General features: G+C 63.2%; 15 protein-coding genes. 11 read left to right on the forward strand and 4 right to left on the reverse strand.

Annotated elements, in window-relative coordinates; genetic code table 11:
- Positions 1-89 precede the first annotated feature (89 nt).
- Both tmpA and tmpB read left to right on the forward strand, forming a co-directional pair.
- Entirely contained in the window at positions 90-1,226 is a 1,137-nt protein-coding gene (tmpA, locus tag AC2FMM_RS07480) for a 2-trimethylaminoethylphosphonate dioxygenase (protein ID WP_496796218.1), read from the forward strand.
- A complete protein-coding gene (tmpB, locus tag AC2FMM_RS07485; protein WP_496796219.1) occupies positions 1,223-1,813 on the forward strand; it encodes a (R)-1-hydroxy-2-trimethylaminoethylphosphonate oxygenase in 591 nt (196 codons plus the stop codon). Before tmpA ends, tmpB begins: the two co-directional genes overlap by 4 nt.
- On the opposite strand, the gene dapB is transcribed toward tmpB, so the two are convergent.
- The gene (dapB, locus tag AC2FMM_RS07490; RefSeq protein WP_496796220.1) at positions 1,810-2,619 is read right to left on the reverse strand and encodes a 4-hydroxy-tetrahydrodipicolinate reductase; all 810 of its coding nucleotides are present in this window, start codon (positions 2,617-2,619) and stop codon (positions 1,810-1,812) included. The genes tmpB and dapB overlap by 4 nt on opposite strands.
- Positions 2,620-2,711: 92 nt before the next feature.
- Here dapB and rbfA point away from each other — a divergent pair, with 92 nt between their 5' ends.
- The 6 genes from rbfA (at position 2,712) to rpsO (ending at position 6,932) form a co-directional block, all read left to right on the forward strand.
- The gene (gene rbfA / locus AC2FMM_RS07495) at positions 2,712-3,107 is read left to right on the forward strand and encodes a 30S ribosome-binding factor RbfA (protein WP_496683311.1); all 396 of its coding nucleotides are present in this window, start codon (positions 2,712-2,714) and stop codon (positions 3,105-3,107) included.
- Between the two features lie 17 nt (positions 3,108-3,124).
- Positions 3,125-3,847 (forward strand): phosphodiester glycosidase family protein, encoded by a 723-nt coding sequence (locus AC2FMM_RS07500; RefSeq protein ID WP_496796221.1) that lies wholly within the window; start codon positions 3,125-3,127, stop codon positions 3,845-3,847.
- 54 nt (positions 3,848-3,901) lie between these two features.
- The gene (gene truB, locus AC2FMM_RS07505) at positions 3,902-4,807 is read left to right on the forward strand and encodes a tRNA pseudouridine(55) synthase TruB (protein WP_496796222.1); all 906 of its coding nucleotides are present in this window, start codon (positions 3,902-3,904) and stop codon (positions 4,805-4,807) included.
- A 22-nt stretch (positions 4,808-4,829) separates the two neighbouring features.
- The gene (locus tag AC2FMM_RS07510; RefSeq protein ID WP_496683303.1) at positions 4,830-5,339 is read left to right on the forward strand and encodes a DUF1643 domain-containing protein; all 510 of its coding nucleotides are present in this window, start codon (positions 4,830-4,832) and stop codon (positions 5,337-5,339) included.
- Positions 5,340-5,433: 94 nt separating this feature from the next.
- On the forward strand, positions 5,434-6,519 hold the full coding sequence (locus AC2FMM_RS07515; protein ID WP_496796223.1) for a calcium-binding protein: 1,086 nt from the start codon (positions 5,434-5,436) through the stop codon (positions 6,517-6,519).
- Between the two features lie 143 nt (positions 6,520-6,662).
- Positions 6,663-6,932: a 30S ribosomal protein S15 gene (rpsO, locus tag AC2FMM_RS07520; protein WP_490360262.1), complete on the forward strand. Its 270-nt coding sequence runs from the start codon at positions 6,663-6,665 to the stop codon at positions 6,930-6,932.
- Positions 6,933-7,007: 75 nt separating this feature from the next.
- On the opposite strand, the gene AC2FMM_RS07525 is transcribed toward rpsO, so the two are convergent.
- Positions 7,008-8,042 (reverse strand): metal-dependent hydrolase family protein, encoded by a 1,035-nt coding sequence (locus AC2FMM_RS07525; RefSeq protein ID WP_496796224.1) that lies wholly within the window; start codon positions 8,040-8,042, stop codon positions 7,008-7,010.
- A gap of 36 nt (positions 8,043-8,078) precedes the next feature.
- On the reverse strand, positions 8,079-8,447 hold the full coding sequence (locus tag AC2FMM_RS07530) for a hypothetical protein (RefSeq protein WP_496796225.1): 369 nt from the start codon (positions 8,445-8,447) through the stop codon (positions 8,079-8,081).
- Between the two features lie 3 nt (positions 8,448-8,450).
- Here AC2FMM_RS07530 and AC2FMM_RS07535 point away from each other — a divergent pair, with 3 nt between their 5' ends.
- Complete coding sequence (locus tag AC2FMM_RS07535) at positions 8,451-8,768, forward strand: potassium channel family protein (RefSeq protein ID WP_496683298.1); 318 nt, start codon at positions 8,451-8,453, stop codon at positions 8,766-8,768.
- A gap of 240 nt (positions 8,769-9,008) precedes the next feature.
- On the opposite strand, the gene AC2FMM_RS07540 is transcribed toward AC2FMM_RS07535, so the two are convergent.
- A complete protein-coding gene (locus tag AC2FMM_RS07540; protein WP_496796226.1) occupies positions 9,009-9,755 on the reverse strand; it encodes a DUF3299 domain-containing protein in 747 nt (248 codons plus the stop codon).
- Between the two features lie 285 nt (positions 9,756-10,040).
- Here AC2FMM_RS07540 and pnp point away from each other — a divergent pair, with 285 nt between their 5' ends.
- Positions 10,041-12,191, forward strand: coding sequence for a polyribonucleotide nucleotidyltransferase (pnp, locus tag AC2FMM_RS07545; RefSeq protein ID WP_496796227.1), 2,151 nt, complete (start codon positions 10,041-10,043; stop codon positions 12,189-12,191).
- Between the two features lie 104 nt (positions 12,192-12,295).
- A complete protein-coding gene (locus AC2FMM_RS07550; RefSeq protein WP_496742582.1) occupies positions 12,296-13,027 on the forward strand; it encodes a glycosyltransferase family 25 protein in 732 nt (243 codons plus the stop codon).
- Positions 13,028-13,047: the final 20 nt, after the last annotated feature.

A 13,047-nucleotide genomic window follows, 5' to 3' on the forward strand; every position in this document is an offset into this window, starting at 1 on the left:
CAACCCTCAGAGGAAACAAGACTTAATTGTCGTAATGCCATATCGCGCGTATCTCCTCAATCAAAGCCTGCGCTGAACAGGAGAGTCCCATGCTGCGCTACGCCACCCATGGCCCGGCGGTCGTTTCGGTTGAGTTCGAAGACGGCACCCGCGCCCGTTTCCACGCCATCTGGCTGCGCGACAATGCGCTGGACCCGCAGACGCGCGACCCCGGCAACGGCCAGCGCCTGATCACGATCGGCGACATTCCGGCAGAGATCGCGATTCAAGCGGCCGAGGTGGCGGGCGGTGACCTGCAGGTGACCTTCGCCCCCGAAGACAAGACCGTCAGCTTCCCCGCAAACTGGCTGGCCGCGCATGTCTATGATCGGGACCAGACCCGCCCGATGGGCTGGCTGTCGCCCGGCATCACCACTTGGGACGGCGGGTTCGCGGCCCCGGCCGGCGACTGGACGCAGGTGCATGAAATCCCCGCCGCCAAGCGCGACTGGCTGGCGGCGGTCGCCGAATACGGCTTTGCCAAGCTGACCAACGGCCCGACGGAACCCGGTTCGCTGCTGAAGGTCGCCGATCTGTTCGGCTATGTGCGCGAGACCAACTATGGCCCCTATTTCGAGGTTCGGACCGAGGTGAACCCGACCAACCTGGCCTATACCGGCCTTGGCCTGCAGGCGCATACCGACAATCCCTATCGCGACCCGGTCCCCACGTTGCAGATCCTCTATTGCCTGGAAAACAGCGCCGAAGGCGGGGAGTCGATCGTGGTCGACGGCTTTCGCGCGGCCCAGCGCCTGCGCGACGAAAACCCCGAAGGCTTTGCCCTGCTGGCCGGCTATCCCGCGCGGTTCGAATACCGCGGTTCGGACGGGGTCTGCCTGCGCGCGCGCCGCCCGATGATCGAGCTGTCGCCCGATGGCGAATTGATCGGCATCCGCTTCAACAACCGGTCCTCGGCCCCGTTCGTGGATGTGCCCTTCGACCGGATGGAGGCCTATTACGCCGCCTACCGCCGTTTGGGCGAGATCATCGACGACCCAGCCATGGGCGTGGCGTTCAAGCTGGAACCGGGCGAGAGCTTCATCGTCGACAACACCCGCGTCCTGCATGCGCGTCTGGGATATTCGGGTGCCGGGTCGCGCTGGCTGCAGGGATGCTATGCCGACAAGGACGGGCTGCTGTCGACCCTCGCCGCTATGCGGATGGCGCAACCGGAGGCGGCGGAATGAAACCCGATTTCCAGACCCTGACCCGCGACAACATCGTGGCCTTCATCGCCGATATCTTCGACCGGCGCGGGGGCGAGGAATACCTGGGCGAGCCGGTCACCATGGCCCAGCACATGCTGCAGGGCGCCACCATCGCCGAGCAGAACGGCATGCCCGAAGAGATCATCGTGGGCGCTCTGCTGCACGATATCGGACATTTCACCTCGGAATTCGGCACCTACCACCCCGACGACACCGAGGACCGCCACCACGAGGATGCCGGCGCCGAGATGCTGGAGCGGTTCTTTCCGTCGGTCATCACCGATTGCTGCCGCTATCACGTCGCGGCCAAGCGATATCTGTGTGCAACCAAGCCCGAGTATTTCAACCGCCTGTCGGCGGCCTCGGTCCATACGCTGGAATTGCAGGGCGGCCCGATGAGCGCCGAGGAAGTCACCGCATTCGAGGCCAATCCGAACCTGAAGGAAATCATCCAGGTCCGGTATCTGGACGAAGCCGGCAAACGGCCCGACATGGACACGCCCGGCTTCGACCATTTCGCGCCGATGGTTCAGCGCATGGTCGACCGGCATCTGGGCGAGGGTTAAAGCCCCAGCACATCCACCATGTCGTATTGGCCGGGGGCCTTGCCCTGCCCCCACAGCGCCGCCTTCAGCGCGCCTCGGGCAAAGATCGCCCGGTCAGTCGCCACGTGGCGCAGCACGATCCGTTCGCCCGCCGCGGCGAACAGCACGTCGTGTTCGCCAACGATGTCGCCACCGCGGATGGCGTGAAAGCCGATATGGCCCCGCTGCCGGGCGCCGGTGATCCCGTCGCGGCCCCGGTCGGCGACATCGGCAAGGTCTACGCCCCGCCCTTCGGCCGCGGCCTCGCCCAGCATCAGAGCCGTCCCCGAAGGCGCATCGACCTTGTGATGGTGATGGGCTTCGATCACCTCGATGTCGAAATCCTCGTCCAGCGCGGCGGCGACCTTTTTGGTCAGCTGCACCAGCAGGTTCACGCCCAGGCTCATGTTGCCCGCCCGCACGATCACCGCATGGCGCGCGGCAGGTTCCAGCGCAGCGATCTGTTCATCGCTCATGCCGGTTGTGCCGATCACATGCACGCAGCGCGCCTGCGCCGCCAGTGCGGCGAACTCCAGCGTCGCCTCGGGCGCGGTGAAGTCGATCACCGCCTGGGCTTGCGCAAAGGCTTCGAGCGGATCGTCGGTGACGGTCACGCCCAGCGGCTGGGCGCCCATCGCGGTGCCAACGTCCTGACCGATCCAGTCATGGCCAGCGCGCTCGACCGCGCCGACCAGCCGCGCCAGATCGCTGTCGGAGATGGTTTTGATCAGCATCTGCCCCATCCGGCCCGAAGCCCCGGTCACGACAATTCCCGGAATATGCGTCATTGCGCTGGTCCTTCTTCTGAAATTCGGCTCAAAGCCTCCTACCCGGTTCGGGGCCGCTTGGCAAAGCCCCGCTTTGCGCTTAGATCGGGGACATGGCTAAGAACAAATTCCACGACGGCCCCGGCCCCTCGCAACGGCAACTTCGCGTCGGCGAACTAATCCGCCGCACCCTGTCCGAGGTGCTGGCGCGCGGCGACGTGCACGACCCTGACCTGAACCGCCTGTCGATCACCGTGGGCGAAGTGCGCACCTCGCCCGACCTCAAGATCGCCACCGCCTATGTGCTGCCGCTGGGCGGCAAGGGGCAGGACACCGTGATCGAGCTGCTGGCCCGCAACAAGGGCGAGCTGCGTCGCATGGTCGGCAAGAAGGTCGGCCTGAAATTCGCCCCCGACCTGCGCTTCCGGCTGGACGACACGTTCGACCGCATGGACGACACCCGCCGGATGTTCGAACAGGACGCCGTGCGCCGGGACCTGGACGAGTGATCCGCAGGACCGCCGCTGTGATCGCATTGCTCTGGGCCGGACAGGCCGCGGCTGTGACGTGCGAGCGTATGGTCCACGAAGACCGGCGCTATACCGTGTGCGAGGTTGACGCCACCACCGAGGACCTGCGCCTGTTCCTGTATGACGACGCGGGCCAGGTGCTGGGCCATTTCTCGTCGGTAAACGAGGAACTGGCCGATGCTGGCCAGCGCCTGAGCTTTGCGATGAACGCCGGCATGTATCACGAGGACCGCTCGCCCGTGGGCCACTATGTCGAAGACGGGCAGGAACTCATGCGCGTGATTCCCAACGCCGGCCCTGGCAATTTCGGCCTGCTGCCCAACGGGGTGTTCTGCATCCGCCAAGGCCGCGCCGACGTGTTCGAGACGCTGGACTATCTTGATCGCAAACCCGATTGCCGCTTTGCCACCCAATCCGGCCCGATGCTGGTGATCGACGGCGAATTGCATCCACGGTTTCTCGAGGATTCGACCTCGCGCTATGTTCGCAACGGGGTGGGCACCAGCGCCGATGGCAGCCGTGCTGTGTTCGTGATCTCTGAGGACTATGTCACCTTCCATGAATTCGGTCGTCTGTTCCGCGACGTGCTGAACACGCCCAACGCGCTGTTTTTCGACGGCAACATCTCGCGTATGTATGACCGGGCGGCGAACCGGTCGGACGTGGGCTTCTCGCTGGGACCGATCGTCGGCGTGGTCGAGGACATCCCGGCAAATTGACAGCGTCGGACCGATCCGCTAGGTCGCGCGCCTTAACAGACGACAAGGTGCATCATGGGACGCAAACGCAAGGGTCGTGACATTTCCGGTTGGCTGGTGGTCGACAAGCCCGCGGGCATGACCTCGACCGCCGTGGTCAACAAAGTTCGCTGGGCGCTGGACGCCAGGAAGGCGGGCCACGCCGGTACGCTCGACCCCGAGGCCACCGGCGTTCTGGCCGTCGCTTTGGGCGAGGCCACCAAGACCGTTCCCTACATCACCGATGCGCTCAAGGCCTATACCTTTACCGTGCGGCTGGGTCAGGCCACCAATACCGACGATGCCGAGGGCGAAGTGATCGCGGAAAGCGACCTGCGCCCCACCGATGACGAGATCAAGCAGGCCCTGTTGCCCTTCGTGGGCGAGATCATGCAGGTGCCGCCCAAGTTCTCGGCGGTCAAGATCGACGGCCAGCGCGCCTACAAGCTGGCCCGCGACGGCGAGGATGTCGAACTGACCGCCCGCCCACTATGGATCGAGGAACTGGTGCTGGTCGACCGCCCCGATCCCGATCATGTCGTGCTGGAAATGACCTGCGGCAAGGGTGGCTATGTCCGCTCGATCGCCCGTGATCTGGGGGCGGCGCTGGGCTGCCATGGCCATGTCAAGGCGCTGCGCCGGATCTGGTCGGGACCGTTCGAGGTCGAAGACGGCCTGAGCATCGAGCAAATCGACGAGATGGCGAAAACCCCGGCGCTGGATGACTACCTGCGCCCGCTGGAAGAAGGGTTGGCCGACCTGCCCGAGTTGAAATGCACCCCCGAAGGCGCTACCCGCTTGCGCAACGGCAACCCCGGCATGGTTCTGGCCAACGACGTGGAATACGGCGACGAGGCCTGGGCCTCGTTCGACGGCAAGGCCGTGGCGGTGGGGATCTACAAATCCGGTGAGTTGCACCCCAGCCGGGTGTTCGCCGGTTAGGTCCCGTGCTAAGCGAAGGCGCATGATCACCCGCTCCCACACCAAGGGCGATGCGCCCTCAACAGCTGTCTATTCCGACTGCGAACGCTATCGCTACAGCCTGACCCGCATCTGGGATCCGGCCGGGCGCCGGGCGCTGTTCGTGATGCTGAACCCCTCGACCGCGACCGAGGTGCAGAACGACCCGACCGTCGAGCGTTGCGAGCGGCGCGCGCGGGCCTTGGGGTTCGGGGCGTTCCAAGTGACCAACATCTTTGCCTGGCGCGACACCGACCCGCGCAAGATGCGCGCAGCGGCCGATCCGGTGGGGCCGGAAAACGACGCCGCCATCCTGGCCGGCGTGGACTGGGCCGATCAGGTGATCGCCGCCTGGGGCACCCATGGCGCGCATCTGGATCGCGGCCCGGCGGTCGAGCGCTTGCTGCGCGGCACCGGCCAGCCGCTGTTCCACCTGGGCCTGACCAAGGACGGCCACCCCAAGCACCCGTTGTACATCGCCTATTCGCAGCAACCGCAGTCTTGGGGCCGGTGACCAACGGTTAACCACAGAGGAAGGTAGCCTTTGACCAACGCCCTGATCGGGTGGGATATTTCACACTCGGAGCAATTTCCGCTCGGAGGGTTTCATGTTCCTGTTTGGCCTGCTTGGACTGGCCGCCATCGGCGGCGCCGCCTATGCCATGAGCGATGTCCTCTCGCCCTCGGTAGAGGACGAGACAGACACCGACGTGATCGATGACGAAGAGATCGACGACCTGTCCCAAGGCAACCTGCTCGAGATCGACGACGTGCCCAGCGAGGGCAACCTTGTCGAGCCCATCACGGCAACCGCGACTGACGAAATTGCGCCCGAGGACAGCGCGACGAATGCGGAGGAGACACCCTCTGCCGGCACCGTACTGTCCGACTATGACGGCAACCTGGTCATTGCCGGGACCGAAGGCGACGATGTTCTGGCCGGAGGTACAGGAAATGATCAGATCAACGGATATGGCGGCGACGATACCGTGGAAGGCGGCGACGGGGATGACGTTCTGTTCGGCGATCAGGGCGCAGACAGGCTGACCGGCGGCGCGGGCGACGACACCCTGCACGGGCAGGATGACGACGACACTCTGGATGGCGGCACCGGCGACGACAGGCTGTTTGGCCATTACGGCGACGACAGGCTGACCGGCGGTTCCGGCGCGGACAAGCTTTACGGCGGGCAGGGTGACGACGGCTTGGTCGGTGATGCGGGTGAGGATTCGCTGCAGGGCGGCGATGGCGATGACCACCTGTCCGGCGGCGCGGGCGAGGATGCCCTGTTCGGCGGCGACGGGGACGACACGCTGGACGGGTCCTATGGCGAAGACACCCCGGACACCGATTTTCTGAACGGGGGGGCCGGAGACGACACTATCCTGGCCGGCCCGGGCGACATCGCCACCGGCGGCGCGGGCAGCGACACGTTCATCTTCGACGGCGCCCCGGACGGGCCGGAAGTGACCGTCATGGATTTTGCCCACGGGCAGGACAAGCTGCTGGTGTCCTGGGACCAGCCCGAGGCGCCCGAGATCTCGATCGAACAGGATGCCGACAACCCGGACATGACGCAGGTGCTGGTCAACGGGCAGTTGGTGGCACAGCTGCTCGACGCCGAGGGGCTGACGCTGGACGATATCGAGTTGGTTTCGACCTTGACGAACTCCCAATCCACCGCCACCGGCTGACGGACCAGAATCCCTTTGCCATTTGCGCCAAATGCGCCTATACGCGCCCATCCGCATCGGAATCGGTGCGGTTTTCTCCATGGGCCTGTGCTGGACGACATCCCGGCCTGCGCCATCAACTCTAACCTGTAAAGGAGACCCCGATGTCGATCACTGCCGAAGAAAAAGCACGCGTCATGAAAGAATTCGCAACCAAGGACGGCGACACCGGTTCGCCGGAAGTCCAGGTTGCCATCCTGACCTCGCGCATCAACACCCTGACCGAGCACTTCAAGACCCACAAGAAAGACAACCACGGCCGCCGTGGTCTGCTGAAGATGGTCGCCCAGCGCCGCAAGCTGCTGGACTACCTGAAGGGCAAGAACGAAGCCCGGTATCAGGACCTGATCAAAAAGCTGGGCATCCGCCGCTAAGCGCGGAACACACCGCTTTCAAGTTCGAGACGCCCGCCATTTGGCGGGCGTTTTATTGTCAGAGGAGCACGGTGTTCAGTCCAGCGTATTCTTGTAGACCACACCGTCTTTCATGATCAGGTCGAAGTTTTCGTGTGGGTCGGCAACCAGATCGATGTCTTCTAGCGGGTTGCCATCCACAAGGATCAAATCGGCATAAGCGCCTTCTGTAATCTGGCCCAGCGGTCCTTGCTGATAAGGGTGCCGGGGGCCGGACAATTCCAGCAGTTCGGCATTGGTCGAAGTGGCCATCTGCAAAACCTCGTAAGGAGAGTACCACCGCTGCAGCTTGGCAAGAAACGCCCCCTGCCGCTCGGCCAATTTCGGGTCGAACAGGATGTCGGTCCCGAAGGCGGTTTTGACCCCCACTTCCTTTGCGGTCTTGTAGGTGAAATCGGTGCCGTTGGTCACGTCGATCCACTTCTGTTGGCTGACGGGGTCATCAAAGGAAAACCCGTCTTCGTCATCCAGCAGCGGTTGCACGGACAGCCACACGTCATTGTCACGCATCATTTCCATGGTCTCACGGCTCATGAGGAAGCCATGCTCGATGGATTTCACACCGGCCTCGATCGCGATGCGCGCAGCATCGTCGGTGAAAAGATGAGAGGCAACATAGGTGTTGTAGGTGTCGGCCACTTCGACAAAGGCTTCGATTTCATCCTTTGTGTATTGGCGAACGTCCAGCGGGTCGTATGTGGACGACACACCGCCGCCGCCCGAAATCTTTAGCTGCGTGGCCCCCATACGCATGACTTCTCGAGCCCGCTTGGTGACTTCCGGGACGCCGTCTGCCTGCATCATCAGGCCAACACTGTACCAATACCACAAAGCATCGCCTTCGTTTGTCGGCACCGCCTGATAAGGGCGGTAATCAAAATGCCCGCCCGTCTGCGTGATCGGCGGACCGGACGGCAGGATTCGCGGACCGGGGATTTCGCCGGCGTCGATCATCTTCTTGATGGCGAAGGAATTGCCGCCAACATCACGGACGCTCGTGAAGCCCCGCATCAGAGTGCCTTCGGACCCCAATGCGCCACGGATCGCCACACCCAAAATATCATCGGTCACAACCGAGCTTTGCGGGCTGCAACAATAGAGGGTGTGCTAGTGCACATCGATCAGACCCGGGATCAGGGTGCGCCCACCACCGTCGATCACATTTGCTCCTTCGGCCGAGATCGGGTCTGTTGACACAGCCGCAATCAGGTTACCCTCGATCAGAACATTCGCGTTTTCGATGCGCCCGTCGTTGACGCCATCAAATACATGCACATTGGTGATCAGGGTCTGAGCCGGGTCTTGCTGCGCGGAAACCGAGGTGGCGGCAACCATCGCCACCAAAAGATGAATACGCATAAAGTATCTCCTGTCAAACACCGGCATCTTAGCAAATAATCCGATTTGTACATGCGGAATTTCACTCGAGAAGTTGAAGCCTAACTGAGAAATCGTCAAAACAACCTGAGGGCGCATAGAATGATTGCTCTGATCCTCAATGCCTACCGTCTGCTCAAGGCGATCGTCCGATCCTGGGATGATCCGCATTTTCGGGGTGGGTTGCTGCTGTGTGTGCTTATTCTTCTGTCCGGCACGCTGTTCTACAGCAGTGTCGAGGGCTGGCATTGGGTGGACGCGCTGTATTTCAGCGCGACCACTCTCTCGACGGTCGGGTTCGGCGATCTGTCCCCGGCGACCAAGATCGGCAAGATCTTCACCGTGATCTACATTTTCGTCGGGGTCGGCGTATTCATCGCAATGTTCATTCAATTTGCGAAGGCTTTGTTGCGGCAATGACGCCAGCAACTCCAACCGCAGGGCAATTCGCCCGACTTCCCGGGGCGACCGGACGCGCACAGAAATGACTGCTTACCGTAAGGCTTCGTGTTTTTCGCAGGAGTCCAAGTCCGGGCGGGTTCCGGCGGAAATCCTATCGTTTCATTTTTTGCGGCGAACGAATTCTACCTCGTGACCAAACGACCGGTTGCGCAATATTGCAGTTTCGGTGCGATTTTCGCCGGCCCTCGACCGGCAGGATCAGTCCGAGGCCCCGCCGGTCTTGCGCCGGGCAGCGGCGCGCAGCCGTTCGGCGGCATCCTCGGTCGACGGCGCCGTCTGTGCCAACGGCTCGGCGTCCATCACATCAAGACGGAACGTAGCGCGCATCGGCATCAACCCGTCCACGACGACCATCTGCTGATCGGACGGGTCGATGACAAGCCGACCTGTCAGGCGGACCGGCTCGTGATTGAACGTGGGCACCCAGTCATCGGATAGCCGAACGCGGACCATCTGGTTCGGCGGCGGCGGCGGCATGTGGCTGCACATGCCGCGTTCGGGCACCAGATAAGCCACGGCGCGCCCGTCGGGATCCGGTGGCGCGGGGATCGCAAAGCCCGCCAAGGTCACGGTCTGACCGTCAAGCACGGGATTGCCCTGCGTGGCAGCGCGACGGCGGCGCTCGGTGACCGCTTCGCGTTGGCCTAGCAACCAATCCACATCGATCCCGTCGGCGGCCAGGGCGTCTTCGGTTTCATCCAGCAATTCCTGCCAGTTCTGGCGGTCCTCGGACGTGCCGCGATCCTGTTGCAGACGCCCGCGCAGGCGCACGGCAAACAGCACATCGTCGAACTGTTCGGGGCTGAGGTCGCGATAGGGGTCCTCGAACTGCTGCACCGAGGGGTCGCGCAGGTCGGACCAGTTCAGCGACGCGGGTCCGGCCAAGGTCGCCTGAGCCGCCATCAGCAAGGCTGCCAACGGAGCCAACACTCGTCCGCCTCGCATACCTGTCCCTCCGCTTGGGTCGATCCGACGACAACGGAACGCCTCCTTCCGCTACCCTAGCGCCGCGACCCCGGTGCGTCCATAGCCCCACTTGCCCGTGCGGGCCGGGGCCGTTCGGTTTCTCTTTCAATCCGGCGGATTCTATTGTATGCGCGCAGCATCTGAGACGTTGTGCCCTGACCCCGGCACTCGAAACAAGGATGAATGGGGTCGGCGGCAATGGGGCCGCCACGCAAACGGGAGACCCGGGATGGGCCTGGGAGAGCTCCCTTCTAGGATACGCAAATGTTTGATGTAACGAAGAAATCAATTCAGTGGGGCGAAGAGACGCTAACACTGGAAACCGGCAAGGTTGCCCGTCAGGCCGACGGCAGCGTGATTGCCACCCTGGGCGAAACCAGTGTCATGGCCAACGTGACCTTCGCCAAGGAACAGAAGCCCGGTCAGGACTTTTTCCCGCTGACCGTGCACTATCAGGAAAAATACTATGCTGCCGGCAAGGTGCCGGGTGGCTTCTTCAAGCGCGAGGCGCGTCCGACCGAGAAAGAGACGCTGACCGCGCGCCTGATCGACCGTCCGATCCGCCCGCTGTTCGTTGACGGGTTTAAGAACGAAGTTCTGGTGATGTGCACCGTCCTGAGCCACGATCTGGTCAACGACCCCGACATCGTGGCGATGATCGCCGCCTCGGCCGCTCTGACCATCTCAGGCGCACCGTTCATGGGTCCGATCGCCGGCTGCCGCGTGGGCTACACCAACGGCGAATACGTCCTGAACCCGACCGTTGACGACATGCAGGACCTGCGCCTGAACCCCGAGCAGCGCCTGGACCTGGTTGTTGCCGGCACCAAGGACGCTGTGATGATGGTGGAATCGGAAGCCTACGAGCTGTCCGAAGCCGAGATGCTGGGCGCAGTGACTTTCGCGCATCAGCAGATCCAGCCGGTGATCGACCTGATCATCAGCCTGGCCGAAGAAGCCGCGAAAGAGCCGTTCGAATTCACCCCGCCGGACTATTCCGCGCTGTACGACGCCGTGAAGGCCGCCGGTGAAGAGCAGATGCGCGCCGCATTCGCGATCACCGACAAACAGGAGCGCACCGCAGCCGTGGCCGCCGCGCGCGAGGCCATCAAGGCCGCCCTGACCGAAGAGCAGCTGGAAGACCCGAATCTCGGCTCGGCGATGAAAAAGCTCGAAGCCGGCATCCTGCGCGGCGACGTGGTGAAGGGCGGCAAGCGGATCGACGGTCGTTCGACCACCGATGTGCGCCCGATCGTGGCCGAAACCGGCCTGCTGCCGCGCACCCACGGTTCGGCCCTGTTCACCCGTGGCGAAACTCAGGCGCTGGCCGTGACCACGCTGGGCACCGGTGACGATGAACAGTTCATCGACGCGCTGCACGGCAACTTCAAATCGAACTTCCTGCTGCACTACAACTTCCCGCCCTACTCGGTCGGTGAAGTGGGTCGCGTTGGCCCTCCGGGCCGCCGCGAAGTGGGCCACGGCAAGCTGGCCTGGCGCGCGCTGCAGGCGGTTCTGCCGGCGCCGACCGACTTCCCCTACACCATCCGCGTTGTGTCCGAGATCACCGAGTCGAATGGCTCGTCCTCGATGGCATCGGTCTGCGGCGGCTCGCTGTCGATGATGGATGCGGGCGTTCCGCTCAAGGCGCCGGTGGCCGGTGTGGCCATGGGCCTGATCCTGGAAGAAGACGGCTCTTATGCCGTTCTGACCGACATCCTGGGTGACGAAGACCACCTGGGCGACATGGACTTCAAGGTGGCGGGCACCGAAAACGGCATCACCTCGCTGCAGATGGACATCAAGGTCGCGGGCATCACGCCCGAGATCATGGAGAAGGCCCTGGCCCAGGCCAAGGACGGCCGTCTGCACATCCTGAACGAGATGAGCAAGGCGCTGAGCGAGACCGCCGAGTTCTCGGTCCACGCCCCGCGCATCGAAACCATGCAGATCCCGACCGACAAGATCCGCGAAGTGATCGGTTCGGGCGGTAAGGTGATCCGCGAGATCGTGGAAACCAGCGGCGCCAAGGTCGACATCAACGACGACGGCATCATCAAGATCGCCTCGCCGAACGCCGAAGCCATCCAGAAGGCTTATGACATGATCCATTCGATCGTGGCCGAGCCGGAAGAGGGCAAGATCTATACCGGCAAGGTCGTGAAGATCGTCGATTTCGGCGCCTTCGTGAACTTCTTTGGCAAGCGCGACGGTCTGGTCCACGTGTCCCAGATCGAGAACCGCCGCCTGAACCATCCTTCGGACGTTCTGAAGGAAGGTCAGGAAGTGAAGGTCAAGCTCTTGGGCTTTGACGATCGCGGCAAGGTGCGCCTGTCGATGAAATGCGTCGATCAGGAAACCGGCGAAGAGATCGTGCCCGAGAAGAAGGAAAAGAAAGAGGAAAGCGCGGAATAATCCGCCCTGCCCCTTGCTTGATCCAAGACCCCGGTTCCGGCCGGGGTCTTTTTTGTTCGCCCGGGGCCTTTCCCGGGCCGCGCCCCTGTTTTATGGACGGTACCATGCGATCCTTCGTCATACACATGTCGTCCAGCACCGCGCGCCGCCCGAATGCCGAGAAACTCTGCGCCGAGCTGCCCAATGCCGAACTGATCGAAGCGGTCGACGGGCGGGATCCAGCGCAGATTGCCGGGGTTACACTGCACCCGGGAAACCTGCATCGCCCGCGCTACCCCTTCGCCCTGCGCCCGGCCGAAATCGGCGTGTTCGAAAGCCACCGACGAATCTGGCGCAAGATGGTCGATGAGGGGATCGATCTGGCCATCACCGCCGAGGATGACCTGCGTATCGATCCCGACCGGATGTCAGCGGCGCTGGAACTACTACGCCCGATCGCAACGCCTGACCACTATATCCGTATCCCGGTCAAGCAGCGCGAAACCGCCGCCCAAACCTTGGCCGAGCGCGACGGTTTGCGCCTGATCCTGCCCAAGGTCATCGGCCTGCAATGCTGCTGTCAGGTGGTGGGGCGGAATGCCGCCGAACGCCTACTCGCCGCCACCGACCAGATTGACCGCCCGGTGGACACGTTTTTGCAAATGCACTGGATCACGGGCCAACCCGTCCATGCGCTGTTGGGCAGCGGCAACCGGGAGGTGGCCGGCGAAATCGGCGGCTCGACGATCCAGGCGAAACCGCCTCTGACCGACAAACTGACCCGCGAATTCAAGCGCGCCGCCTACCGAGCACAACTGCATCTGCATCCGCAGCGCGCGCCTGCTTCATCTGGCTGAAAATATCCTCGGGGGAATCG

The organism is Ruegeria sp. BHSC043 (assembly GCF_059612985.1).

Coding starts and splice junctions, on each gene's coding strand:
- pnp (WP_496796227.1), top strand. CDS start 10,041: ATGTTTGATGTAACGAAGAAATCAATTCAGTGGGGCGAAGAGACGCTA.
- AC2FMM_RS07510 (WP_496683303.1), top strand. CDS start 4,830: ATGATCACCCGCTCCCACACCAAGGGCGATGCGCCCTCAACAGCTGTC.
- truB (WP_496796222.1), top strand. CDS start 3,902: ATGGGACGCAAACGCAAGGGTCGTGACATTTCCGGTTGGCTGGTGGTC.
- AC2FMM_RS07540 (WP_496796226.1), bottom strand. CDS start 9,755: ATGCGAGGCGGACGAGTGTTGGCTCCGTTGGCAGCCTTGCTGATGGCG.
- rpsO (WP_490360262.1), top strand. CDS start 6,663: ATGTCGATCACTGCCGAAGAAAAAGCACGCGTCATGAAAGAATTCGCA.
- tmpA (WP_496796218.1), top strand. CDS start 90: ATGCTGCGCTACGCCACCCATGGCCCGGCGGTCGTTTCGGTTGAGTTC.
- AC2FMM_RS07515 (WP_496796223.1), top strand. CDS start 5,434: ATGTTCCTGTTTGGCCTGCTTGGACTGGCCGCCATCGGCGGCGCCGCC.
- AC2FMM_RS07550 (WP_496742582.1), top strand. CDS start 12,296: ATGCGATCCTTCGTCATACACATGTCGTCCAGCACCGCGCGCCGCCCG.
- AC2FMM_RS07530 (WP_496796225.1), bottom strand. CDS start 8,447: ATGCGCCCTCAGGTTGTTTTGACGATTTCTCAGTTAGGCTTCAACTTC.
- dapB (WP_496796220.1), bottom strand. CDS start 2,619: ATGACGCATATTCCGGGAATTGTCGTGACCGGGGCTTCGGGCCGGATG.
- AC2FMM_RS07535 (WP_496683298.1), top strand. CDS start 8,451: ATGATTGCTCTGATCCTCAATGCCTACCGTCTGCTCAAGGCGATCGTC.
- rbfA (WP_496683311.1), top strand. CDS start 2,712: ATGGCTAAGAACAAATTCCACGACGGCCCCGGCCCCTCGCAACGGCAA.
- tmpB (WP_496796219.1), top strand. CDS start 1,223: ATGAAACCCGATTTCCAGACCCTGACCCGCGACAACATCGTGGCCTTC.